Raw genomic sequence first — 24449 nt, 5'->3', positions numbered from 1 at the left:
GACACAGGCCCCCAGCCACTGTTTGCCCTGTGTTCATAATGAGAAAACTGTTTTTAAGGTCTTCATGAAACGCTACGAAAAATTCGCCGATGACATCGCAGAACTGATCCGCTCCGGCGTGCTCGGGCCCGGCCAGCGCGTGCCGTCGGTGCGCTATGCGAGCCAGACCTACGGCGTCAGCCCGTCCACGGTGTTCCAGGCGTATTACCTGCTCGAACGCCGTGGGCTGATCCGCGCGCGGCCGCGTTCCGGTTACTTCGTCAACACCCATGCACCGAGCCCGTTTTCCGAGCCGGTGGTGAGCGAGCATGTGCACGAATCCACCGAAGTCGATGTGAGTGAACTGGTGTTTTCGGTACTGGACTCCATCAAAGACCCCAACACCGTCCCCTTCGGTTCGGCCTTTCCCAGCCCGATGCTGTTCCCTTTGCCACGCCTGGCACGTTCGCTGGCCAGTGCCAGCCGCGAAATGGACCCACGCCTGGTCGTGACCGACATGTCACCGGGCAACCCGCAGCTGCGCAGGCAAATTGCCCTGCGTTACATGGTCGGCGGCCTGATGCTGCCGATGGAAGAGTTGCTGATCACCAACGGCGCGCTCGAAGCCCTGAACCTGTGCCTGCAGGCCGTGACCGAGCCGGGCGATCTGGTAGCCATCGAAGCGCCGGCGTTTTATGCCTGCCTGCAGGTGCTCGAACGTCTGAAGCTCAAGGCCGTGGAAATTCCGGTGCACCCACGCGACGGCATCGACCTCAACGCCTTGGCGCAAAGCCTTGAGCGCTACCCGATCAAGGCCTGCTGGACCATGACCAGCTTCCAGAACCCGATGGGCGCAACCCTGCCGGAGGCCAAAAAGCAGGCGTTGGTGGAACTGCTGCGCAGTCACCAAGTGCCGCTGATCGAAGACGACGTGTACGCCGAGTTGTATTACGGGCAACAAGCGCCCAAACCGGCCAAGGCCTTCGACACCGAAGGCCTGGTGATGCACTGCGGCTCCTTTGCCAAAAGCCTGGCCCCGGGTTACCGCGTTGGCTGGGTGGCTGCCGGGCGCTATGCGCAGAAGGTCGAGCGCTTGAAGCTGATGACCTCGTTGTGCCCATCAATGCCGGCGCAGGCGGCGATTGCCGACTACCTGCAGCACGGTGGCTATGACCGCCATTTGCGCAAGTTGCGCTATGCCCTGGAAGAACAGCAAAGCGCGATGCTGGCGGCCATCGCCCGCTATTTCCCGGCCCAGACACGGGTCAGCCAGCCGGCTGGCGGGTATTTTTTGTGGCTCGAACTGCCGGAGCAAACCGACTCGCTGAAGTTATTCCAGATGGCCCTGGCCCAAGGCATCAGCATTGCGCCGGGGCCGATTTTCTCGGCGACCCAGCGCTTCAGAAATTGCATCCGCTTGAATTACGGCAGCCCGTGGACCGAGGCGTCGGAGAAAGCAATGGAAACGCTGGGGCGGATCGTGCGCTCGTTTTGAACAGGCTCGCCGCAGCCAGACCGTCGGGCAACGCCCCTCCGGTTAGCGAAGACGTTTCAGCCTTGTTACACTCGCCGCCCCTCAACGCTCATGGATGACGCCGATGCTTCGCCCACTGTTATCCGCCCTTTGCTTGCTGGCGCTTGCCAGCCAGGCCCTGGGCCAAACCACTGCCGCCACCCCTGATCAGCTGTTCAGCGATTTCTCCCGCTGTGACGCACGCTTTTTCGAAACCCTCAACACCGCTTCCCTGCCCGCCGGCACCCTGCGCGTGGCCAAACAGGGCAACGTCAGCGCTCCAGTGGTCATGAACCCACTGCAGGAAGGTGGTCGCTATCAGGCCTTTGAGCAACCGCTGATGGTCAACGGCGTGCGCCTTGTGGGGTATCACAATGAAGCCATGTCGCTGCCCAATGTCGGCAATTTGCTGTTCTGGGGATTCGTCGCCGAAGGTTCGGTGAGCGATGTTGCCGAGCACCTCAAGCCTTTGGTCGCCGACCACGCACGCCTGGTAGCAGAACGAGGCAGTGTCAGCCGCGCCGATATTCGCCGGGTAGGCGACCCGATCGGCCAATGGCGCACCGAAGGTTTGGCGGGACCGGGCGTGGCCACGCCCTTTGGCTTTGTAGAGCGTACGCTGAGCCTGGAAAAAGGTCCGACCGAGGGGCGTACGAAGATCTTCTGCTCCTTGCAAGGCACCGTCACGCCTGCCCTGCTGCAAGTCTATCGCCCCGACCTCAACGCCAATCTGCTGGACTGACCAAGCATGCCTAACGCCTCTATTCGTGGTTTCGCCCTGCTGGCCGTTGCCGCAGTTGTCACCGGTTGCGCGCACCAGCCAACCCCCGCCGAACTCAACCTGCAGCATTGCGTCAACACCAGCAAGGCCATGAGAGCCGAGCAAAATCAGCAGGTGATTCAAGAGTCAGAGCTGTGCCTGACGAAGAACACCCTGCCGCCCAAAATCAAGAGCACCGTGTACCTGTTGCAGTCAGTGGCCTACACAAACCTCAAGCAGTATCCGCAAGCCATCAGCGCACGCGAAAAATCCATCGCCACCAACCCGCACCCAGAACCGCGCGCGATCCTGGAGCTGAGCTACCTGTACCGCCTCAATGGCAACCCGCAAAAAGCCCTCGAACTGGTGCAGTCCAATCTGGATGCCGGCCTGGGTGAGAATGGCAAAGGCGCCGGGTTCAACATGCCGACGTTCTATCATTTGGGCCTGGCGCTCTACGACCTCGGCCAGTACCGCGAAGCCGCCGAATCCTACAGCGCCGGACTGATCAAGCAGCCTGACTACGCGTGGGCCTACTACCAGCGAGCGCTGGCCTATGACCGGCTGGGCGACAAGGAAAACGCTCGACGCGACTTGAACCAGTTTGCCAAACGCGTCGACCCAAGCTCGGTGGAGGCGCAACACAAGGCCCAGTTGGCGGCGTATCAGATCAAGCTGCCCTGAACGTCACCGTGAGGCGCCCCTTGGGTGCCTCACTCAACAGCCGGCCAACAGCGGTGATCAGCGACCGCCGCCCAGGTCCAGGAAGGTGCCGGTGGTGTACGAGGCCTTGTCCGACAGCAACCAGATAATCGCCTCGGCCACTTCGTCCGGGCGCCCGCCACGGGCCATCGGAATGCCGGATTCAAGTTTGCTGACCCGGTCCGGGTCGCCACTCAGGGCGTGGAAGTCGGTAAAGATATAGCCGGGCCGCACGGCGTTAACGCGGATCCCTTCACCGGCAACTTCTTTCGACAGCCCCAGCGTGAAGGTGTCCAGTGCTCCCTTGGAGGCGGCATAGTCGACGTATTCACCCGGCGAACCCAGGCGCGCCGCCACTGACGACACGTTGACGATACTGCCACCCTGCCCGCCATGCCTTGGCGACATGCGCAGCACCGCATGCTTGGCGCACAGAATCGGCCCGAGCACGTTGGTCTTCATGATCTTGAGGATGCGGAATTCGGACATCTCGTCGACCCGCGACTTATGCCCCACGGTGCCGGCGTTGTTCACCAGCGCGGTGACGCGGCCCAGCTCGGCATCCACGCGACTGAACAGCGCGACCACTTCATCTTCGATGCTGACATCCGCACGCACTGCAATCGCCTGGGCGCCGAGGGCGCGAACCTGTTCGAGCACGCTATGGGCGGCGTTTTCGTCGGACTGATAGTTGATGCAGATGCGGTAACCCTCGCGAGCGGCCAGCAATGCCGTCTCGGCGCCGATGCCGCGGCTGCCCCCAGTGATGATGACGACTTTGTCCATGCGTGCGGTCTCCTGACTCAACCTGATGTTTAGGGTTGGGGCCAAGAATACTCGTCACGCACGGCTTTTGTCAGGCGCTACCGCCTCTTCGGCACGCTGGATGTCAGCCATGAAACCGTCAGCCGGCAAGGGATGCCCCAGCAGATAGCCTTGCAGCGAGTTGCACCCCAGGCGGGTGAGGAAACTCTGCTGCACATCGGTCTCCACGCCCTCGGCGACAATCCGCAGCCCCAGGGCCTGACCGAGGGCGACGATGGCCGAAACGATGGCGGCATCGTCGCTGTCGTGTTCCAGGTCGCGGACAAACCCGCGATCGATCTTCAGCTCATTGGCGGGCAGACGCTTGAGGTACATCAGGCTCGAATAGCCGGTGCCGAAGTCATCGATAGACAGATCAACGCCCATGTCCGACAACTGCTGCAACACCGTCATGCTCGCGTCGGCGTCACTCATGGCAGTGGTTTCGGTAATTTCCAGGGTCAGGCTATTGGCCGGCAACTGGTGACGGTCCAGGGCTGCGGCAACACTCTTGACCAGCCCGGCATGGCAAAACTGCAAGGCCGAGAGGTTTACCGCAATGCGCCAGTCTTCATAGCCCTGCGCATACCACAGACGCATCTGACGACAGGCTTCGTTCAATACCCACTCGCCGATAGGAATAATCAAACCGGTCTTTTCCGCCAGGTCGATAAACGTCGCAGGCAACAACAGCCCCTGCTGCGGATGCTCCCAGCGCAGCAAGGCTTCGGCGCCGACCGGGATGCCGCTCACCGCATCGAACTTGGGCTGGTAATACAGACAAAATTGCTCGTGCTCGAGGGCGTTGCGCAGGTCCTGCAATAACTGCAACTGCTTGCGTGCGTTGGTGTTCATCGACACATCGAAGAAACTGTAGCCGTTCTTGCCCATGCCCTTGGCGTGGTACATGGCGGCGTCGGCGTTCATCAACAACTCTTGCGGGTTGCTGCCATTGCCCGGAAACAGCGCGATACCGATGCTGGCGGAGATTTTCAGTTCATGCTCGGCAACCTTGAAGGCACGGTTGATCAGGCCGACCTGACGTTCGGCGAGGCCAACGGCGTCGTCCGGCTGCGTCAATTGCACCAGCAACACAAACTCATCCCCGCCGATACGGGCCAACGTGTCATGGCCGCGCAGGTCTTCGCGCAAGCGCAGGCCCACCTCGCGCAACAACTGGTCACCCATGTGGTGACCAAACGCGTCGTTGACCGGTTTGAACCCATCCAGGTCGATAAACATCAGGGCAAAACAACCGCCCTGCTCCTTCACCGCCTGAATGGCTTGCTGGATACGGTCGGCGAGCAACGTGCGATTGGGCAGGCCGGTGAGCATGTCGTGCAGGGCCAGGTGCGTCAGTTCCTGGTTGGCCAGGGTCAGGGAGTCGGCGAGTACGGCGGTGCGCGCCTCCAGGCGAGCGTCAAGCAACGAAGTCAGCAACGCGATGATCAACACCGCCAGCGTGGTCACCAGCACCAGGTTGTCCAGGCCCTTGCCGCTCAGGCCCGTCAGTGCGGCGCCGCAGAAGCTGTTGTCATCAAAGCGCGCGGCGGCCATGCCGGTGTAGTGCATGCCCACGATTGCAATGCCCATCACCACGGCTGCGCCACCGCGTGCCAGGCGTACGTAAGGCGTGCTGCGACGCAAGTTGAAGGCGATCCACAGCGCAGCGCCGGACGCGACGACCGCGATCAACAATGAGGCGCCGAACAGGGTCGGGTCGTAGTCGATGCCCGGCGTCATGCGCATCGCGGCCATGCCGGTGTAGTGCATGCTGCTGATGCCCGCGCCCATGATCAGCGCACCGAACGCCAGTTGCCACACCGGCAGGCGTGGCTGGCTGACCAGCCATAAGGCAAAGCCGCTGGACAACACGGCGATCAGCAGGGACAGCGCGGTAATGCCCAGGTCAAACCCGAGGGCAAACGGCAGGCGCAAGGCCAACATGCCGATAAAGTGCATGGACCACACGCCTACGCCCATCGCCAACGCGCCGCCCGTCATCCATACATACGCGGCGCGGCCCCGGGCGGTCGCAAGACGGCCGGCAAGGTCCAGCGCGGTGTAGGACGCCAGGATCGCGACGAACAGGGAAATCACGACCAGGGAGGGGGAATAGCTACCGATCAGCATGGAATTTCTCAGAACTGACGGGCCTGGAGCGCCCGTGCCAAGTGGCAAAGCGGGCGATTGTAGCGAGAATAATTAGGGGCGCGTTGATTAATTATCATGGGGCCACTAGTGGCGTTTTGACGTCAATCTACTGGCTTAACATTGCGGTGCTCGGGGGTTGAAGTTGCGTCTGTATCGACGTCTTCGGCTCCGGGAGGGGCTTGCCGCCTCCCACCTGCAGATGGCAGCAACGGACAGTTGCTCAATCACTCCTTGAACGCTACCTGCCCATCCCATCCACCGCCCAGCGCCGCAATCAACTGCACACTGGCCACCAACCGCGTCTGCAACAACGTCAGTACAGTCCGCTCATTGCTCAGGGCCGTAGCCTGCACCGTGACGACATCCAGATACGCAATCAACCCGGCCTTGTACTGATTCTGCGTCAACCGCAGCGATTCGCGCGCAGCTTCCAGCGCTTCATTGCTGACGACCGCCTCGTCCTCCAGCACCTTCAACTGCACCATGTAGTTTTCCACCTCGCGAAAACCATCCAGCACCGTCTGGCGATACTTGGCTACCGTCTCGTCATACGAGGCCACGCTGCGATCAACCTCCGCCGAACGCTGCCCACCGTCGAACAACGTCATCGCCAACTTCGGCCCCACCGACCAGAAGCGGTTCGGCAAGCTGATCCAGTCGGCGTAGGTGCTGCTGGAATAGCCGCCCGCCAGACTCAAGGTCAAATCCGGATAATAAGCCGCCTTGGCCACACCGATATTTGCGTTTGCAGCGATCACCGCGCGCTCAGCCGAGGCAATGTCCGGACGGCGCTCCAACAGTTGCGACGGCAGGCTCACGGGAATCTGCGGCAACGCTGGAATATCTTTGCTCACCGCCAGGTTGAAGTTGGCCGGTGCCTCGCCGATCAACACCGCGATGGCGTTTTCCAACTGGGCCCGCTGCCAGATCAAGTCGATCAGGCTGGCCTGGGTGGTCTTGAGCTGAGTTTGCGCCTGAGCGATCGCGTCCTTGCCGGACACACCGGCGCGGTATTGGTTTTCGGTCATTTGCAGCGAACGCTGATAAGTGTCCAGCGTGGCTTGCAACAACCGCGTCTGTTCATCCATGACACGCAGTTGCAAGTAGTCCTGCACCAGCTCCGATTGCTGGCTCAAGCGCATCGCCGCCAAATCCGCCGAGCTGGCCTCGGCCGTGGCTTCATTGGCTTCCAGACCGCGGCGCAATTTGCCCCACACATCCGCTTCCCAACTCACGCCCAGTTGCGCGTTGAGGGTGTCGCGGATACCGCTGCTGGAACTGCTCAGGCTGGCGTTACTGCTGCCGGTACCCTGGCTCGCGCGGGTTTTTCCGGCACTCAGGTCCACCGTTGGAAAGAACGCACCGCGCGCGCTGCGCACCTGGGCCTGGGCCTGACGGAAACGTGCTTCGGCCTGGGCCACGGTCTGGTTGGCGTTGTTCAGGCGCGTCACCAGGTCATTCAGCTGGCGGTCGCCGTACAGCTCCCACCAGGCGCCCCGCGCCAGCGAATCGCTGGGCGTGGCCTGGCTCCAGCCCTGGGCTTCTTTGAACTGCACCGGCTCGATGACATCCGGGCGTTTGTAGTCAGGCCCGATGGCGCAAGCGCTGAGCAATGCGCCGCACAGCAGGAGGCTGGCAACGCGCAAACCACGGGGCATGCTCATGGCCAATTGGGTCAAGGTTGAATCGCTCATAGCGCAGTGTCCAAGGCAGCATCGGTACGCACGCCGCGCCAGGCGTTGAAGCGATGGCGCGCGCGGTCAAGATAGAGGTAAACCACTGGGGTGGTGTAAAGGGTCAGGATCTGGCTGAACACCAGGCCGCCGATAATCGTCAGGCCCAGCGGCTGGCGCATTTCCGCGCCATCGCCGGAGCCGAGCAGCAATGGCAAGGCGCCGAGGATGGCGGCCAGCGTGGTCATCAGGATCGGGCGCAGGCGCAACAGGCAGGCACTGCGGATCGATTCCAACGGGCTCATGCCGTCATGGCGCTCCAGCTGAAGGGCCAGGTCGATCATCAGGATCGCGTTCTTCTTCACCACCCCGATCAACAGGAACAAGCCCAGCAGTGAGATCAGGCTGAACTCGCCGCCCAGCAGGTAGATCGAGAGCAACGCGCCGACACCGGCCGACGGCAAGGTCGAGAGGATGGTCAGCGGGTGAATGTAGCTTTCATACAGAATGCCCAACACCAGATAAACCGCCACCAGCGCGCCGAGGATCATGAACGGCTGGCCCTTCTGGGTCGCCGCAAACGCGTCGGCGGTGCCGGCCATCTTGGCGATCACGTCTTCGGGCAAGCCGACCTTGGCAATCGCGCGCTCGATGGCGGCCGTGCCCTGCTCCACCGTTACCCCGGGCGACATATCAAACGCGATGTTTTCCGAGGCGAACTGGCCTTCGTGGCTGACCCGGTCGTCGGCCAGGCTGTTCTCGTAATGGGCAATGGTCGATAACGGCACCCGCGCACCGGTGGAGGTGATCACCTGCATCTGGTTCAGGGTGATCGGGTCCTGGGCGTATTTCGGGTTGACCTCCATCACCACCTGGTACTGGTTGAGGCTGTCGTAGATGGTGGAAATCTGCCGTTGGCTGTAGGCATTGTTCAGCACCGCCGTGACCATGCTCATGTCGATGCCCAAGCGCTTGGCCTGGTCACGGTCGACCACCAGCGTTACCTGCGCTGCACCACGGCCTTCACGGGCGTCGATGGCGGTCAGCTCCGGCAGCTCGCGCAACGCGGCGACCACTTTCGGGTACCACAGGCGCAACGCGGCCAGGTCACCACTTTGCAGGATGTAGGAATACTGCGCGCTGGTCTGGTCGCGACTGCCGCCAAATTGCAGGTCCTGGTCGGCCATCAGGAACAAGCGACCGCCCGGCACCAGCGGTACTTCCTTGCGAATACGCTCGATCACCGCCTGGGCCGAGATCTTGCGCTCGGCGATAGGCTTGAGGCGCACCAGCATCACCGCGTTGTTGGTGCCGTTGTTGCCGCCGATAAAGCCGGCCACGCTGAGCACCGCCGGGTCCTTGAGGACCGCCTTGCGAAAGGTCTCCATCTTCGGCTGCATCACGTTGAACGACAGCCCGTCGTCGCCGCGCACAAAGCCGATCAACTGACCGGTGTCCTGCTGCGGCATAAAGGTTTTCGGCACCACCACGTACAGCGCGATGTTCACGCCCACGGTAAGCAACAGGCTCAGCAGAGTCAGGCGTCGGTGACGCAGTACCCAGTCCAGGCTGGTGGCATACACCGCCACCATGCGCTCGTTGATCCTGTGGCTCCAGCGCTGCAAACCGCTCATATGCCCCTTGATGTGCGGTTTGAGCCAACGCGCGCAGAGCATCGGGGTCAAGGTCAGCGAGACGATCAGCGAGACGATGATCGCCGCCGACAAGGTGATGGAAAACTCTCGGAACAGGTTGGTGACGATACCGCCCATAAACAGGATGGACAGGAACACCGCCACCAGCGACACGTTCATCGACAACAAGGTGAAGCCGACTTCCTGCGCGCCCAGATACGCCGCCTTCATCGGCGGCACGCCATCGTCGATATGCCGGGAAATGTTCTCCAGCACCACGATGGCATCGTCCACCACCAGGCCCGTGGCCAGAATCAGCGCCATCAACGAAAAGTTGTTCAGCGAGAAGCCGAACAGGTACATCACCGCAAAGGTGCCCACCAACGACACCGGCACCGCCAGGGTCGGGATCAATGAAGCACGGAAATTGCCCAGGAACAGGTACACCACCAGCACCACCAGGGCCACGGCAATCAGCAAGGTCATCTCGGCTTCATGCAGGGTCGCGGTGATCACCGGGGAACGGTCCATGGCCAGGTTGAGCTTGACGCTGGACGGCAACACCGCCTGCAACGCCGGCAGCTGGGCCTTGATCTGCCGCACCGTCTCGATGATGTTGGCGCCGGACTGGCGGTTGATCACCAGCAGCACCGCCGAATCATTGTTGAAAAAGCCGCTGTTGTAGCGGTCTTCCACACCGTCGCTGATTTTTGCCACGTCGCCCAGGCGCAAGGCCGCGCCGTTCTGGTAGCGAATCAGCAGCGGCTCGTAATCCTTGGCCTTTTCCAGTTGGTCGTTGGCCTGGATCTGCCAGTTGCGCTCGCTGTCTTCCAGCGAGCCCTTGGGCCGGCGCTGGTTGGCATTGGCGATGGTGTTGCGCACGTCATCCAGGGCCACGCCGTACTGGTCGAGGGCCTTGGGTTCCAGCTCGATGCGCACCGCCGGCAGGGAGCTGCCGCCGATCTGCACTTCACCCACACCCGGCACCTGCGACAGGCTTTGCGAAAGAATGGTCGAGGCCAGGTCGTACAACTCGCCCTTTTGCAGCACGTCGGAGGTCAGCGACAGCACCATGATCGGCGCCTGGGACGGGTTGATCTTCTTGTAGGTCGGCATGCTGCGCATACCGCTGGGCAGCAGGTTGCGCGAAGCGTTGATGGCCGCCTGCACTTCGCGCGCCGCGCCGTTGATATCCCGGTCGGAGTCAAAGGCGAGGATTACCCGCGTCGAGCCCTGGCTCGACGAACTGCTCATGGTGGTGATGCCGGCAATCGCGCCGAACGAGCGCTCCAGCGGCGTGGCCACGGTGGACGCCATCACCTCGGGGCTGGCCCCGGGCAAACTGGCCGAGACCACGATCACCGGGAAGTCGATCTGCGGCAACGGCGACACCGGCAGCAAGTTGAAGCTGACGCCGCCGAGCAACATGATCGCCAGGCTCAGCAGCATGGTCGCTACCGGCCGGCGAATGAACGGTCCGGACAGGTTCATGACTCAACCGGCTCCAGGCTTTGCGGCTCTTTGCGCCAGCGGCGGCCAAGGCGGTCGAAGTACAGGTAGATCACCGGCGTGGTGAACAGGGTCAATACCTGGCTCACCAGCAAGCCGCCGACCATCACCAGGCCCAGGGGCTGGCGCAGCTCGGCGCCGGAGCCGGTGGCGAGCATCAACGGCACCGCACCGAACAGGGCGGCCAGGGTGGTCATCAGGATCGGCCGGAAACGCAGCAGCGCCGCCTGGTAGATCGCGGTCTGCGGGTCCAGGCCCTGGTTACGCTCGGCGTCGAGGGCGAAGTCGATCATCATGATCGCGTTCTTTTTCACGATACCGATCAGCAGGATGATGCCGATGATCGCGATCATGCCCAGGTCATTGCCGCTGAGCAGCAATGCCAGCAAGGCCCCCACCGCTGCCGACGGCAAGGTCGAAAGGATCGTGATCGGGTGGATGTAGCTCTCGTAGAGCACGCCCAGCACGATGTACATGGTGACCACCGCCGCCAGGATCAGCAGCAAGGTGCTCGACAGCGACGCTTCGAAGGCCTGGGCCGCGCCTTGGAACTGGGTCTGCACCCCCACTGGCATGCCAATGTCTTTCTGGGTCTGGTTGATCAGCTCCACACCTTTGCCCAGCGCGACGCCGGGGGCCAGGTTGAACGACATCATCACCGCCGGGAACTGGCCGATGTGCGCGATCGCCAACTGCGCCTGGCGCTGCTCCACGTGGGCCAGGCTCGACAGGCGCACCTGGCCGCCGTCGGCGGTCTTCACGTGGATCTGGTTCAGCGCCGCCGGGCCGAGGGTTTCACCGGATTGGGCCTGCAAGACCACGCGGTACTGGCTGGCCTGCGTATAAATGGTGGAAATCTGCCGCTGGCCGAAGGCGTCGTACAGTGCGTCGGTGATGGTCGATACGCTGACGCCCAGGCGCGAAGCGGCGTCGCGGTCGATCACCAGGAACACCTGCAGGCCTTTGTCCTGCAGGTCGCTGGCGACGTCGGTAAGTTCCGGCAACTGGCTGAGGGCGTGTACCAGCTTGTCGCTCCACAGCGCCAGCAGGTCGGCGTCGGGCGACGACATGCTGAATTGATACTGGGTACGGCTGACGCGGTCTTCGATCGTCAGGTCCTGCACCGGCTGCATGAACAGGCGAATGCCCACCAGCTTGTCGATTTCCGGCTGCAGCCGTGTGATCACCTGGGCCGCACTCAAGTCGCGCTGGCCGTGCGCCTTGAGGTTGATCAACAGGCGCCCGCTGTTGAGGGTGGCGTTATCGCCATCCACACCAATATAGGACGACAGGCTTTCCACCGCTGGATCAGCCAGGATCACCTTGGCCAGCTCTTGCTGGCGCTGGCTCATCGCGGCAAACGAAATCGACTGCGGCGCTTCGGAAATACCCTGGATGACCCCGGTGTCCTGCACCGGGAAGAAGCCCTTGGGCACCACCAGGTACAGCACCACCGTCAGGCCCAGGGTGGCGATGGCCACCAGCAAGGTCAGCGGCTGGTGCCTGAGCACCCACTGCAACTTGCGCCCGTAGGCTTCGATCAGCCAGTCGATCCAGGCGCCGCTGGCCTTGTAGAAACGGCCCTGTTCTTCTTCCTTGGGTTCGCGCTTGAGCAGCCGCGCGCACATCATCGGCGTCAGCGTCAGCGAGACCACCAGGGAAATCAGGATCGCCACCGCCAGGGTGATCGCGAACTCGCGGAACAGCCGCCCCACCACGTCAGCCATGAACAACAGCGGGATCAACACCGCGATCAGCGACAGGGTCAGGGAAATCAGGGTGAAGCCGATCTGCTTGGCGCCCTTGAGCGCAGCATTGAGCGGCGTCTCGCCCTCTTCGATATAGCGCGAGATGTTCTCCAGCATCACGATGGCATCGTCCACCACAAAACCGGTGGCGATGGTCAGGGCCATCAGCGTGAGGTTGTTGACGGAGAAGCCGGCCAGGTACATCACGCCAAAGGTGCCGATCAGCGACAGCGGCACGGCGATGGACGGAATGATCGTGGCGCTGACACGGCGTAAAAACAGAAACGTCACCATCACCACCAAGGCAATGGCGATCAGCAATTCATGTTGCACATCGGTGACCGAGGCGCGGATGGTCTGGGTACGGTCGGTGAGCACCGTCACGTCCAGGCCGGCCGGCAGGTTGTCGGTGATGCTCGGCAGCAACGCCTTGATACGGTCGACGACCTCAATCACGTTGGCGCCCGGCTGGCGCTGGATATTCAGCAGCACGGCCTGGTTTTCGTTGGCCCAGGCGGCAAGGCGCTCGTTTTCGGCGCCGTCGACGATCTGTGCCACATCCTTGAGGCGCAGGGGTGCGCCATTGTTGTAGGCCAGGATCAATTCGGCGTATTGCTGGGGCGAGACCAACTGGTCGTTGGCGTCCAGCATCGACACCCGCGTCGGGCCGTCGAAGTTGCCTTTAGGCTGGTTGACGTTGGACGCGGCGATCAGCGTGCGCACGTCCGACAGGTTCAAGCCATTGGCGGCCAGGGCCTCGGGGTTGACCTTGATGCGCACGGCCTGGCGTTGGCCGCCGGCGATGCTGACCATGCCGACGCCACTGATCTGGGCAATTTTTTGCGCCATGCGCGTATCCACCAAGTCGTTGAGCTTGGGCAGCAGCATGGTCTTGGAGGTAATCGCCAGGGTCAGCACCGGGGTGTCCGCGGGGTTGACCTTGTTGTACACCGGCGGTGCCGGCAAATCCTTGGGCAGCAGGTTGGTCGCGGCGTTGATCGCGGCCTGCACCTGTTGCTCGGCGACATCCATATTGATGTCGAGGTTGAAACGCAAGGTCAGCACCGACGCACCGCCCGAGCTGGTGGACGCCATTTGGGTCAGGCCGGGCATTTGCCCGAACTGGCGCTCAAGCGGCGCGGTGACGGCGCTGGTCATCACATCGGGGCTGGCGCCGGGGTACAGGGTCATCACCCGGATGGTCGGGTAATCCACCTGGGGCAAGGCCGACACCGGCAGCAAGCGATAGGAAATGATGCCGGCCAGGACAATGGCCAGCATGCTCAGCGTGGTGGCAACCGGGCGAAGGATAAACAGCCGCGACAGGTTCATGAACCGACCTTTTGCGCCTTGCCGGCGTTAGCGCCGGTCTCCCCTTTTGCCGCAGGCTTGCCTTGCAGGTGCTCGGTCGGGGTGGTCGGCACGTCGCTGCTGTCGTTGACCACTTCGATTTCGCTGCCATCCTTCAAGCGGTCGGTGCCTTCCATCACCACACGGTCGCCGGCCGCCAGGCCTTCCTTGATCACGGTGTTGTCGCCATCGGTATCGCCGACCACCAGTGGCTGGACCTTGACCTTCTTGTCGCCGTCGAGCTTGTAGACGAAGGTGCCGTTGTTGCCAAACTGAATCGCGGCAGACGGCGCCAGCACCACGTTGTGCAGGGTGTCGGCGAGCAGGTGCACGTTGACGAACTGGTTGGGGAACAGCGCCTGGTCCTTGTTATCGAAACGGCCCTTGAATTTCAGGGTACCGGTGGTCACGTCGATCTGGTTGTCCAGGCTTTGCAGCACACCCACGGCCTGTTTTTTGGCGTCGCCACGGTCCCAGGCCTCCACCGGCAGCTTGTTGCCGGCGTGGTAACGGGCAAGGACGGTGTCCAGGGTGTTTTCCGGCAGGGTGAAGACCACACTGATCGGCTGCGTCTGGGTGATCACCGCCAGGTAGGTCGTGTCGTTGGCCGCCACCAGGTTGCCCACGTCGACCTGGCGCAAGCCCACACGGCCACCGATAGGCGCGCGGATCTTGGTGAATTCGAGGTTGAGCTTGGCGTCGTCCACTGCGCCCTGGTTGGTCTTGACCGTGCCCTGATATTGCAGGACCAGCGCTTCAGCGGTGTCCAGGGTCTGCTTGGCGATACTGTCCTGGGCATACAGGTCGCGGTAACGCTGGACATCAACCTGGGCGTTTTTCAACTGCGCCTGGTTCTGCAACAGCGTGCCCTGGGCCTGCAGCAAGGCATTCTGGTAGCTGCGCGGGTCGATTTCCGCCAGCAGGTCGCCAGCCTTGACCATCTGCCCTTCTTCAAAGGCAATCTTCACCAGCTCACCGCCCACCCGGCTGCGTACGTTAATGGTATTGAGCGCGGTGACCGTGCCCAATGCCTTGTAGTACACCGGGAACTCACCCAGCACCGCCGGCGCCACGCGCACGGGAATCGGGCCGGTGGAACCCCCGAAGCCCGGGCGCATCATCCCCGACTTGCCGGCATGCCCGGCCGGTTTTTTCTCGCCGGCATCCTTGTGGCTGCCGGGCCAGAACTTCCAGCACAGGACGGCGATAACCAGCAGCACGAGCAGGCCGAACAGCCAGCGGCGGGAGTTGCGGGGGGAGGATTGCATGGAGTGATCAACCATTGGGCGCGAGAGCTTCTACTTTGGGAGGCTGAAAGATAAGCACTGAGGCGCATTAAGAAAAGCGCCTTTACCGGCTATTTACCTTGGATTACAACTTTTAACTTCTGGCCTTAGTTTATGGGCTATTTAGCTAAGCCGCTGACTCTAAATGAAAACGGCCTGGACTAGGCCAGGCCGCAATCATCTATCAAGCGTGTTACTGCGAAAAGACAGTAATGCGCTGAAACAGTTACTTCAAAACAGCCAGGGCGGCTTCGTAGTTCGGCTCTTGGCCGATTTCGCTGACCAACTCGCTGTGCAGCACGTTGTTGTTTTCGTCCAGTACCACAACGGCACGGGCGGTCAGGCCGCGCAGCGCGCCTTCGACAATCGACACACCGTAGTCAACGGCGAAGCCCGGGTCGCGGAAATCCGACAGGTTCTTCACGTTTTCCAGGCCTTCAGTGCCGCAGAAACGGGCCTGGGCAAACGGCAGGTCGCTGGAAATGCACAGCACCACGGCATTGTTCAGGTCGTTGGCCTGAGCGTTGAACTTGCGTACCGAAGTGGCGCAGGTTGGGGTGTCAACACTTGGGAAGATGTTGAGTACTTTGCGCTTGCCGGCGAATGTGGCCAGGGTTGCGTCCGACAGGTCGCCGGCAGTCAGGATGAAATCGGGGGCCTGGGTACCGGTTTGCGGCAGCTCGCCTTCAACCTTGATTGGGTTACCACGATGGGTGACTTGAGCCATGAAGAGAATCCTTGTGCTGGGTTTATTGAAACGAATTCGAGACGCAGAAGTTAACCACAAACGGGCGAAGCTACCTATGGCCGGGCGTAAATTGTCATGCGGGCGCCCGATTAACAACGGCTATGGTTTAATTGCGCGCTTTTCGCCCGCCCTTCAAGGAATCCGTTGTTGATGAATCAGCCCGCCACCAAAGTCCTGGTCATTGGTTATGTCTGGCCGGAACCACGCTCCTCGGCCGCCGGCGGGCACATGATGCAGATATTGCAGAGCTTCCTGGACCAGGGCTTGGACATCACGTTCAGCAGCCCGGCAACTGTGGGCGAGCACAAGGCCGACTTGCCGGCGCTGGGCATCACCGAATGCGCCATCGAACTCAATAACAGCAGTTTCGATGATTTTATTCGCAAGCTGGCCCCGGATATCGTGGTGTTCGACCGCTTCATGATGGAAGAGCAATTCGGCTGGCGCGTAGAGAAATGCTGCCCCGACGCCCTGCGCGTGCTGGAAACGTCCGATTTGCAAAGCCTGCGTGACGCTCGCCACCAGCGTTTCAAGGACCACCTCAAGGCCCATCCCGAGAGCGATGACTTCAGTGCGCTGTTCAATCCAGCGTTAAAGGAAGAATTCCGGCGGATGGCCGACACCGACCTGGCCAAGCGCGAAATCGCGGCGATTTACCGCTGTGATATCAGCCTGGTGATCTCCGACGTTGAAATCCGCCTGCTCACCGAACAGTTCAAGGTGCCCGCCGCCCTGCTCCACGGGTGCCCGTTGATGCTGGAACCGCCGACCGAACCTTTCGCACCGTTCGAGGACCGCGCGCACTTTCTGAGCATTGGCAACTTCCGCCATGCGCCCAACTGGGATGCGGTGTTGTGGATGAAGAGCAGCCTGTGGCCGCTGATCCGTCAGCAATTACCAGGCGCGCAGCTACATATCTACGGTTCCTACACTCCGCCCAAGGCCACGGCATTGCACAACCCGGCGCAGGGGTTTCATGTGATGAACTGGGCCGAAGACGCCCTGCAAGTCATGAGCGCCGCGCGTATCTGCCTGGCGCCGCTGCGCTTCGGCGCCGGGATCAAGGGCAAGCTGATGGACGCAATGCTCTGCGGCACGCCGAATGTCACCACGCCCATCGGTGCCGAAGGCATGGGTGATGAGCAACCGTGGCCGGGTGCGATCGAACACAGCGCGCCGGCCCTGGCTGCCGCCGCCGTGGCGCTGTACCAGGACCGCGAACGGTGGACCCAGGCCCAGGAGGATGGCCGGCGCCTGCTTGCCCGCCGCTACGACCAGGCCCTGCACGGCCCGGCGCTGGTGCAATGCCTGGAGCAGTGCCGCCTCCGGCTCGCGGCCCATCGCCGGGACAATTTCACCGGCAGCATGCTGCGCCACCATGCGCATAAAAGTACGCAGTACATGTCCCAGTGGATCGAGGCCAAAAACCGCAGCGTCTAACCATCGAGGCTAGCGAGGTCGCGCGCAAGGGGGCATTATCCCTGGCAGCAACCACAATAAAGCGACGGCAGCATGACCCGAGCAACGCGAATCACCGACCCTTCCTACGAGCTGATGGACGATCACAACGGTCTGTCCATCATCTATCGCCAACACGGCTTCCCGTGCCCGCTGGTGCGCTGGCATTTCCACAAGGAATACGAGCTGCACTTGATTGTCGCCAGCTCCGGCAAGGTGTTTATCGGCGATTACATCGGCAATTTTTATCCGGAAAGCCTGTTCCTCACCGGCCCCAACCTGCCCCACAACTGGATCAGCCAGGTGGAGGAAGACGAGGTCGTGCCCAAGCGCGACATGCTGGTCAACTTTACCGATGAGCTGTTCGAGGGCGGCAGTCAGATCTTTACCGAGCTCAAGAGCCTCGCGCCGTTGCTTGAGCGCGCACAATACGGCATCGAGTTCCGCTGCAAAAAAACCATCGCCCAGACCATGACGTTGATGCAGCGCATCGAAGACGCCCAGGGCATGGCGCGCCTGGGGCACTTTTTTATCTTGCTGGAAGTGCTGAGTGCGTGTGAGCACTACCAATTATTGTCTGGCGTGACCACGCCGCAACTGGCGGATGAGCACAGCATCGACCGCACCAACCGCGCGGTGGACTACATTTTCGCCCACTACGCCCGCGAGTTATCGCTGGAGGAAGTCGCCGAATACCTGGGGATGAAGCCGACGTATTTTTCCCGCGTATTCAAACAGGCCACGGGGCGCACGTTTATCGAGTTCGTAAACCGGTTGCGCATCAGCAAGTCCTGCGAATTGCTGGCAGACGGCGATAAAGCCGTGACCGACGTGTGCTTCGAGTCGGGTTTCAACAACATCTCCAACTTCAATCGGCGCTTTCAGCAGCTCAAGGGCATGACGCCCTCCCACTACCGACGCCTGGCGGTGCAGCGGCTGACGGAACAAAACCTGGCTTAACTGTTTCAGCGACCTGGCTGATGAGTGCAAAAAAGTATCAGTCCAAGTGCGCCCAAGGATTTGTCATAACCCCATTTGAAGGCTGTAATCAACGCACACTCTTCCTGACTGTTCGTAGGAAGACACAACAACAATAACTGTCCTTCTGTAGCCCCTGGGCGCAGAAATGGAGTGCGCGATGAAGTTCACAGCAAAAACGCTGCTTGCCTGTTCTTGCATGACTGTATGCATGACCCTCAGCGCCGTCAGTTTTGGCGCGCAAACCCTGACCATTGCCACCGTCAACAACAGCGACATGATCCGCATGCAAAAACTCTCGAAGACCTTCGAAACCGAGCATCCGGACATCAAGTTGAACTGGGTGGTGCTCGAAGAAAACGTGCTGCGCCAACGCCTGACCACCGACATCGCCACCCAGGGCGGACAGTTCGACGTGTTGACCATTGGCATGTACGAAGCCGCACTCTGGGGCGCCAAGGGCTGGCTGGAGCCGATGAAAGATCTGCCGGCGTCCTACGACCTCGACGATGTTTTCCCTTCAGTGCGTGACGGTTTGTCCGTCAAGGGCTCGCTGTACGCCCTGCCGTTCTACGCCGAAAGCTCGATCACCTACTACCGCACCGACCTGTTCAAGGACGCCGGGCTGACCATGCCCGAGCACCCGACCTGGACCCAGATCGGCGAGTTCGCGGCCAAACTCACCGACAAGACCAAAGAACAGTACGGCCTGTGCCTGCGCGGCAAAGCCGGTTGGGGTGAGAACATGGCGCTGATCACGACCCTGGCCAACGGCTACGGCGCGCGCTGGTTCGATGAGAAGTGGCAACCCGAATTCAACGGTCCCGAGTGGAAGGACGCGCTGAACTTCTACGTCGACAACATGAAGAAATCCGGCCCGCCGGGTGCATCCAGCAACGGTTTCAACGAAAACCTGGCGCTGTTCAACAGCGGCAAGTGCGCGATTTGGGTCGATGCCAGCGTGGCCGGCTCGTTTGTCACCGACAAGACTCAGAGCAAGGTCTCCGATCACGTGGGCTTCACCTTTGCCCCGCACGAGACGACCGACAAGGGCACGTCGTGGCTGTACTCCTGGAGCCTGGCGATTCCCACCAGCTCCAAAGCCAAGGACGCCGCCAAGGTCTTCACCAGTTGGGCAACGTCCAAGGAATACAGCCAGCTCGTGGCCAAGACCGACGGCATTGCCAACGTACCGCCAGGCACGCGCAAGTCGACCTACAGCGACGAATACATGAAGGCCGCGCCGTTTGCCAAGGTAACGCTGGAATCGCTGAAAGTCGCCGACCCGACCAAACCGACCCTCAAGCCGGTGCCGTATATCGGTATCCAGTTGGTGACCATTCCTGAATTCCAGGCCATTGGTACCCAGGTCGGCAAGTTCTTCTCGGGCGCGCTGACCGGTCAGCAAACGGTGGATCAAGCCTTGACCGCCGCGCAGACCACCACCGAGCGTGAAATGAAGCGGGCGGGCTATCCCAAATAAGCCGGGTTTATCCCTGTCAATGTGGGAACGGCTTTATGTAGGCGCTGCTTTCATGTGGGAGCTGGCTTGCCTGCGATACAGACACCTCGGTCTTTCTGTTTAAACCGAGTTGATGCCATCGCAGGCAAGCCAGCTCCCACACAAGCCAGCGCCCACATTGCCCGCGCTTCGACTCTAGTTTTGCATGTACCTGACTGGTTCTGATCCTATGAATACCACCACTGCCAAAGTGCAAACCGCCGCGCCTGAAAAGCCGCGCAAAAGCCGCCTGGCCAACCCCGGCTGGTTCCTTGTCAGCCCCTCGGTGGCCTTGCTGCTGCTGTGGATGATCGTGCCGCTGGGCATGACCCTGTACTTTTCGCTGATTCGCTACAACCTGCTCTACCCCGGCGAAAACCAATTCGTGGGCCTGGAAAACTTCACCTACTTCATCACCGATTCGGGCTTCCTGCCCGGCGCCACCAATACCTTGCTGCTGGTGGGCAGCGTGCTGTTGATCAGCGTGGTGTTCGGCGTGTTGATCAGCGCCCTGCTCGAGGCCAGTGAGTTTTTCGGCCGCGGCGTGGTGCGGGTGATGTTGATTTCACCGTTCTTCATCATGCCCACCGTCGGTGCGCTGATCTGGAAGAACCTGATTTTTCACCCGGTGTCGGGGATTCTCGCCGCCGTGTGGAAGCTGTTCGGCGCCGAGCCCGTGGACTGGCTGGCACACTACCCGTTGCTGTCGATCATCATCATCGTGTCGTGGCAATGGCTGCCCTTCGCCATCCTGCTGCTGATGACCGCCATGCAGTCCCTGGACCAGGAACAAAAGGAAGCCGCACGCCTGGACGGTGCCGGCGCCATCGCGATCTTCTGGCACCTGACCCTGCCCCACCTGGCGCGCCCGATTGCCGTGGTGGTGATGATCGAAACCATCTTCCTGCTCTCGGTGTTTGCCGAAATCTTCACCACCACCAACGGTGGTCCGGGTTACGCCTCGACCAACCTCGCCTACCTGATCTACAACCAGGCGCTGGTGCAGTTCGACGTGGGCATGGCCTCGGCCGGCGGCTTGATTGCCGTGGTCATCGCCAACATCGCGGCGATCATCCTGGTGCGGATGATCGGCAAAAACCTGACTGACAAGCCTTGAGGGCCGCGCCATGACGCTTCAACAATCCCGCCGCCTGCAAAGCCTGCTGCTCGGCACCCTGGCCTGGGCCATCGCGATCCTGATTTTCTTCCCGATCTTCTGGATGGTGCTGACCAGCTTCAAGACCGAAATCGACGCGTTCGCCACCCCGCCGCAGTTCATCTTCACGCCGACGCTGGAGAATTACCTGCACATCAACGAGCGCAGCAACTACTTCGCCTACGCCTGGAACTCAGTGGTGATTTCGTTCAGCGCCACGGCCTTGTGCCTGCTGATTTCGGTACCGGCCGCCTACTCCATGGCGTTCTACGAAACCCAGCGCACCAAGGGCACGCTGCTGTGGATGTTGTCCACCAAGATGCTGCCGCCGGTGGGCGTGCTGATGCCGATCTACCTGCTGGCCAAGAGCTTTGGCCTGCTGGACACGCGCATCGCGCTGATCATCATCTACACCCTGATCAACCTGCCGATTGTGGTGTGGATGGTTTACACCTACTTCAAAGACATCCCCAAGGACATCCTCGAAGCCGCGCGCCTGGATGGCGCCACGCTGTGGCAGGAAATGGTCCGCGTGCTGCTGCCGATTGCCAAGGGCGGCCTGGCTTCCACGGTATTGCTGTCGCTGATCCTGTGCTGGAACGAGGCGTTCTGGTCGTTGAACCTGACCTCCTCGAATGCCGCACCGCTGACTGCGCTGATCGCCTCCTACTCCAGCCCCGAAGGCTTGTTCTGGGCCAAATTGTCCGCCGTGTCGACCCTGGCCTGTGCGCCGATCCTGATTTTCGGCTGGATCAGCCAGAAACAGCTGGTGCGCGGTTTGTCCTTCGGCGCCGTCAAGTAACGGTTTCTTATAAAAATTCCAAGTGGAGGCCCATCCCATGGCCAACCTGAAAATCAAGAATCTGCAAAAAGGCTTCGAAGGCTTTTCCATCATCAAGGGCATCGACCTGGAAGTGAACGACAAGGAATTCGTCGTGTTCGTTGGCCCGTCGGGCTGCGGCAAATCCACCCTGCTGCGTTTGATCGCGGGCCTGGAAGAAGTCACCGAAGGCACCATCGAGCTGGATGGCCGCGACATCACCGAAGTCACCCCGGCCAAGCGCGACCTGGCGATGGTGTTCCAGACCTACGCGCTGTACCCGCACATGAGCGTGCGCAAGAACATGTCGTTTGCCCTGGACCTGGCCGGCGTCGACAAGAAGCTGGTGGAAAGCAAGGTCAGCGAAGCGGCGCGCATTCTCGAGCTCGGCCCGCTGCTGGAGCGCAAGCCCAAACAGTTGTCCGGCGGCCAGCGTCAGCGTGTGGCCATCGGCCGCGCGATTGTGCGTAACCCGAAGATCTTCCTGTTCGATGAACCGCTGTCCAACCTCGACGCCGCCCTGCGCGTGCAGATGCGCCTGGAACTGGCGCGCCTGCATAAAGAGCTGCAGGCGACCATGATTTACGTGACCCACGACCAGGTCGAAGCCATGACGCTGGCCGACAAAGTGGTGGTGCTCAACAGCGGCCGCATTGAACAAGTCGGCTCGCCGCTGGAGCTGTACCACCAGCCGGCCAACCTGTTTGTGGCAGGCTTTCTGGGCACGCCGAAAATGGGCTTTCTCAAGGGCAAGGTCACCCGGGTCGAAGGCCAGGGCTGCGAGGTGCAACTGGACGCCGGCACCACCATCAGCCTGCCATTGAGCGGCGCCACCCTGAGCGTCGGCAGCGCGGTGACCTTGGGCATTCGTCCGGAGCATCTGGAAATCGCCTCGCCCGGCCAAACCACGCTGACCGTCACCGCCGACGTCGGCGAACGCCTGGGCAGCGACACCTTCTGCCACGTGATCACCGCCAACGGCGAGCCGCTGACCATGCGGATTCGTGGCGACATGGCCAGCCAGTATGGCGAGACCCTGCACCTGCACCTGGACCCGGCGCACTGCCATCTGTTCGACACCGACGGCGTGGCCGTGGCCCGTCCACTGCGCGCTGCCGCCTGATTTCGCGAGATTTGTGATGAAACTGAATAAGCAGAACCTGACCCAACTGGCGCCGCAAGTGAAGATCCCGTCCTATGCGATTGCCAGCACCACGCAGGGCATCGCGCATATCGGCGTCGGCGGTTTCCACCGCGCGCACCAGGCGTATTACACCGATGCCTTGATGAACACGGGCGAGGGCCTTGACTGGAGTATCTGCGGGGTCGGCCTGCGCGCCGAAGACCGCAAGGCTCGCGATGACCTGGCTGGCCAGGATTACCTGTTCACCCTGTATGAACTGGGCGACACCGACGACACCGAAGTGCGCGTGATCGGCTCGATCAGCGACATGCTGCTGGCCGAAGACGGCGCCCAGGCGTTGATCGAAAAGCTCGCCGACCCGCAGATTCGCATCGTTTCATTGACCATCACCGAAGGCGGCTACTGCATCGACGACAGCAACGGCGAGTTCATGGCCCACTTGCCGCAGATCCAGCATGACCTGGCGCACCCCAAATCGCCGAAAACCGTGTTCGGCTTTATCTGCGCGGCGCTTACCCAACGCCGCGCGGCCGGTGTGCCGGCGTTTACCGTCATGTCCTGCGATAACCTGCCGCACAACGGCGCCGTCACGCGCAAAGCGCTGCTGGCCTTCGCCGCCCTGCACAACGCCGAGCTGCACGACTGGATCAAGGCCAACGTGAGCTTCCCGAACGCCATGGTCGACCGCATCACGCCGATGACCAGCACCGCCCACCGCTTGCAGCTGCATGACGAGCATGGCATCGACGATGCCTGGCCGGTGGTGTGCGAACCATTCGTGCAGTGGGTGCTGGAAGACAAGTTCGTCAATGGACGCCCGGCCTGGGAAAAGGTCGGCGTACAGTTCACCGATGACGTCACGCCCTACGAAGAGATGAAGATTGGCCTGCTCAATGGCAGCCACCTGGCCCTGACGTACCTGGGTTTTCTCAAGGGTTACCGGTTTGTGCACGAGACCATGAACGACCCGGTGTTTGTCGCTTACATGCGCGCCTATATGGACCTGGACGTCACGCCAAACCTGGCGCCGGTGCCGGGCATCGACCTGACCGAGTACAAGCAGACACTGGTGGATCGCTTCTCCAATCAGGCGATTGCCGACCAGTTGGAGCGGGTGTGTTCGGACGGCTCGTCGAAGTTTCCCAAGTTCACCGTGCCCACGATCAATCGCTTGATTGCCGATGGGCGTGAGACTGACCGCGCGGCGCTGGTGGTCGCGGCCTGGGCGCTGTATTTGAAAGGTGTGGATGAGAATGGGGTGAGCTACACGATCCCGGATCCGCGTGCGCAGTTTTGCCAGGATTTGGTGAGTGATGATGCGCTGATCAGCCAGCGGTTGTTGGGTGTGGAGGAGATTTTCGGCAAGGCTATTCCCAATTCTCCCGAGTTTGTGGCAGCGTTTGAGCGGTGCTATGCAAGCCTGCGCGACAAGGGCGTTACCCAAACCCTGCAAAACCTCTTGAAGAAATCGGCTTAACAATGTGGGAGGGGGCTTGCCCCCGATGGCGGTGTATCAGTCAAATACCCTTCAC

General features: G+C 61.4%; 17 protein-coding genes. 10 read left to right on the top strand and 7 right to left on the bottom strand.

What is annotated here, in order from left to right; translation table 11 throughout:
- Window positions 1-64 precede the first annotated feature (64 nt).
- The 3 genes from mapR (at window position 65) to AACV02_RS21575 (ending at window position 2936) form a co-directional block, all read left to right on the top strand.
- Window positions 65-1474 carry a GntR family transcriptional regulator MpaR gene (gene mapR / locus AACV02_RS21585; RefSeq protein WP_106577894.1) on the top strand — a complete coding sequence of 470 codons (1410 nt, stop codon included), beginning with the start codon at window positions 65-67 and terminating at the stop codon, window positions 1472-1474.
- 103 nt (window positions 1475-1577) lie between these two features.
- Entirely contained in the window at window positions 1578-2234 is a 657-nt protein-coding gene (locus AACV02_RS21580; protein ID WP_256680542.1) for a hypothetical protein, read from the top strand.
- A 6-nt stretch (window positions 2235-2240) separates the two neighbouring features.
- Window positions 2241-2936: a tetratricopeptide repeat protein gene (locus AACV02_RS21575; protein WP_119741903.1), complete on the top strand. Its 696-nt coding sequence runs from the start codon at window positions 2241-2243 to the stop codon at window positions 2934-2936.
- A 57-nt stretch (window positions 2937-2993) separates the two neighbouring features.
- Here AACV02_RS21575 and AACV02_RS21570 read toward each other — a convergent pair whose 3' ends face one another.
- The 7 genes from AACV02_RS21570 to tpx all read right to left on the bottom strand — a co-directional run bounded on the left by AACV02_RS21570 (window position 2994) and on the right by tpx (window position 15839).
- Window positions 2994-3740, bottom strand: coding sequence for an SDR family oxidoreductase (locus AACV02_RS21570; RefSeq protein ID WP_106577891.1), 747 nt, complete (start codon window positions 3738-3740; stop codon window positions 2994-2996).
- Window positions 3741-3794: 54 nt separating this feature from the next.
- Window positions 3795-5891 (bottom strand): putative bifunctional diguanylate cyclase/phosphodiesterase, encoded by a 2097-nt coding sequence (locus tag AACV02_RS21565; RefSeq protein ID WP_119741901.1) that lies wholly within the window; start codon window positions 5889-5891, stop codon window positions 3795-3797.
- A 245-nt stretch (window positions 5892-6136) separates the two neighbouring features.
- Entirely contained in the window at window positions 6137-7606 is a 1470-nt protein-coding gene (locus AACV02_RS21560) for an efflux transporter outer membrane subunit (RefSeq protein WP_106577889.1), read from the bottom strand.
- Window positions 7603-10710, bottom strand: a complete 3108-nt coding sequence (locus tag AACV02_RS21555; RefSeq protein ID WP_119741899.1) for an efflux RND transporter permease subunit — start codon at window positions 10708-10710, stop codon at window positions 7603-7605. The genes AACV02_RS21560 and AACV02_RS21555 overlap by 4 nt, the downstream gene beginning before the upstream one ends.
- Window positions 10707-13808, bottom strand: a complete 3102-nt coding sequence (locus AACV02_RS21550) for an MdtB/MuxB family multidrug efflux RND transporter permease subunit (RefSeq protein WP_106577887.1) — start codon at window positions 13806-13808, stop codon at window positions 10707-10709. Before AACV02_RS21550 ends, AACV02_RS21555 begins: the two co-directional genes overlap by 4 nt.
- The gene (locus AACV02_RS21545; RefSeq protein WP_119741896.1) at window positions 13805-15109 is read right to left on the bottom strand and encodes an MdtA/MuxA family multidrug efflux RND transporter periplasmic adaptor subunit; all 1305 of its coding nucleotides are present in this window, start codon (window positions 15107-15109) and stop codon (window positions 13805-13807) included. Before AACV02_RS21545 ends, AACV02_RS21550 begins: the two co-directional genes overlap by 4 nt.
- Before the next feature lie 229 nt (window positions 15110-15338).
- Window positions 15339-15839 (bottom strand): thiol peroxidase, encoded by a 501-nt coding sequence (tpx, locus tag AACV02_RS21540; RefSeq protein ID WP_106577885.1) that lies wholly within the window; start codon window positions 15837-15839, stop codon window positions 15339-15341.
- A 171-nt stretch (window positions 15840-16010) separates the two neighbouring features.
- Between tpx and AACV02_RS21535 the strand changes: the two genes are divergently transcribed.
- From AACV02_RS21535 to AACV02_RS21505, 7 genes are all read left to right on the top strand, one after another.
- Complete coding sequence (locus AACV02_RS21535; protein WP_119741894.1) at window positions 16011-17300, top strand: glycosyltransferase; 1290 nt, start codon at window positions 16011-16013, stop codon at window positions 17298-17300.
- A 72-nt stretch (window positions 17301-17372) separates the two neighbouring features.
- The gene (locus tag AACV02_RS21530; RefSeq protein ID WP_119741892.1) at window positions 17373-18278 is read left to right on the top strand and encodes an AraC family transcriptional regulator; all 906 of its coding nucleotides are present in this window, start codon (window positions 17373-17375) and stop codon (window positions 18276-18278) included.
- A gap of 217 nt (window positions 18279-18495) precedes the next feature.
- Window positions 18496-19779 (top strand): ABC transporter substrate-binding protein, encoded by a 1284-nt coding sequence (locus AACV02_RS21525; RefSeq protein ID WP_371924143.1) that lies wholly within the window; start codon window positions 18496-18498, stop codon window positions 19777-19779.
- A 208-nt stretch (window positions 19780-19987) separates the two neighbouring features.
- Entirely contained in the window at window positions 19988-20914 is a 927-nt protein-coding gene (locus tag AACV02_RS21520) for a carbohydrate ABC transporter permease (protein WP_106577881.1), read from the top strand.
- 10 nt (window positions 20915-20924) lie between these two features.
- Window positions 20925-21755, top strand: coding sequence for a carbohydrate ABC transporter permease (locus AACV02_RS21515; protein WP_016968929.1), 831 nt, complete (start codon window positions 20925-20927; stop codon window positions 21753-21755).
- Between the two features lie 37 nt (window positions 21756-21792).
- Window positions 21793-22896, top strand: coding sequence for an ABC transporter ATP-binding protein (locus AACV02_RS21510; RefSeq protein WP_106577880.1), 1104 nt, complete (start codon window positions 21793-21795; stop codon window positions 22894-22896).
- A 16-nt stretch (window positions 22897-22912) separates the two neighbouring features.
- Entirely contained in the window at window positions 22913-24394 is a 1482-nt protein-coding gene (locus tag AACV02_RS21505) for a mannitol dehydrogenase family protein (RefSeq protein ID WP_119741890.1), read from the top strand.
- Window positions 24395-24449 lie beyond the last annotated feature (55 nt).

It is taken from the genome of Pseudomonas sp. Larv2_ips (genome assembly GCF_963879675.1).
In the GTDB taxonomy this organism is placed as follows: Bacteria; Pseudomonadota; Gammaproteobacteria; order Pseudomonadales; family Pseudomonadaceae; genus Aquipseudomonas.
The sequence above is the reverse complement of the archived record's forward strand: the minus strand, read 5'-3'. Positions and strand labels throughout refer to the sequence as shown.

Excerpts from the sequence above, each read along its gene's own strand:
- mapR (WP_106577894.1), top strand. The coding sequence starts at position 65 with ATGAAACGCTACGAAAAATTCGCCGATGACATCGCAGAACTGATCCGC.
- AACV02_RS21580 (WP_256680542.1), top strand. The coding sequence starts at position 1,578 with ATGCTTCGCCCACTGTTATCCGCCCTTTGCTTGCTGGCGCTTGCCAGC.
- AACV02_RS21575 (WP_119741903.1), top strand. The coding sequence starts at position 2,241 with ATGCCTAACGCCTCTATTCGTGGTTTCGCCCTGCTGGCCGTTGCCGCA.
- AACV02_RS21570 (WP_106577891.1), bottom strand. The coding sequence starts at position 3,740 with ATGGACAAAGTCGTCATCATCACTGGGGGCAGCCGCGGCATCGGCGCC.
- AACV02_RS21565 (WP_119741901.1), bottom strand. The coding sequence starts at position 5,891 with ATGCTGATCGGTAGCTATTCCCCCTCCCTGGTCGTGATTTCCCTGTTC.
- AACV02_RS21560 (WP_106577889.1), bottom strand. The coding sequence starts at position 7,606 with ATGAGCGATTCAACCTTGACCCAATTGGCCATGAGCATGCCCCGTGGT.
- AACV02_RS21555 (WP_119741899.1), bottom strand. The coding sequence starts at position 10,710 with ATGAACCTGTCCGGACCGTTCATTCGCCGGCCGGTAGCGACCATGCTG.
- AACV02_RS21550 (WP_106577887.1), bottom strand. The coding sequence starts at position 13,808 with ATGAACCTGTCGCGGCTGTTTATCCTTCGCCCGGTTGCCACCACGCTG.
- AACV02_RS21545 (WP_119741896.1), bottom strand. The coding sequence starts at position 15,109 with ATGGTTGATCACTCCATGCAATCCTCCCCCCGCAACTCCCGCCGCTGG.
- tpx (WP_106577885.1), bottom strand. The coding sequence starts at position 15,839 with ATGGCTCAAGTCACCCATCGTGGTAACCCAATCAAGGTTGAAGGCGAG.
- AACV02_RS21535 (WP_119741894.1), top strand. The coding sequence starts at position 16,011 with ATGAATCAGCCCGCCACCAAAGTCCTGGTCATTGGTTATGTCTGGCCG.
- AACV02_RS21530 (WP_119741892.1), top strand. The coding sequence starts at position 17,373 with ATGACCCGAGCAACGCGAATCACCGACCCTTCCTACGAGCTGATGGAC.
- AACV02_RS21525 (WP_371924143.1), top strand. The coding sequence starts at position 18,496 with ATGACTGTATGCATGACCCTCAGCGCCGTCAGTTTTGGCGCGCAAACC.
- AACV02_RS21520 (WP_106577881.1), top strand. The coding sequence starts at position 19,988 with ATGAATACCACCACTGCCAAAGTGCAAACCGCCGCGCCTGAAAAGCCG.
- AACV02_RS21515 (WP_016968929.1), top strand. The coding sequence starts at position 20,925 with ATGACGCTTCAACAATCCCGCCGCCTGCAAAGCCTGCTGCTCGGCACC.
- AACV02_RS21510 (WP_106577880.1), top strand. The coding sequence starts at position 21,793 with ATGGCCAACCTGAAAATCAAGAATCTGCAAAAAGGCTTCGAAGGCTTT.
- AACV02_RS21505 (WP_119741890.1), top strand. The coding sequence starts at position 22,913 with ATGAAACTGAATAAGCAGAACCTGACCCAACTGGCGCCGCAAGTGAAG.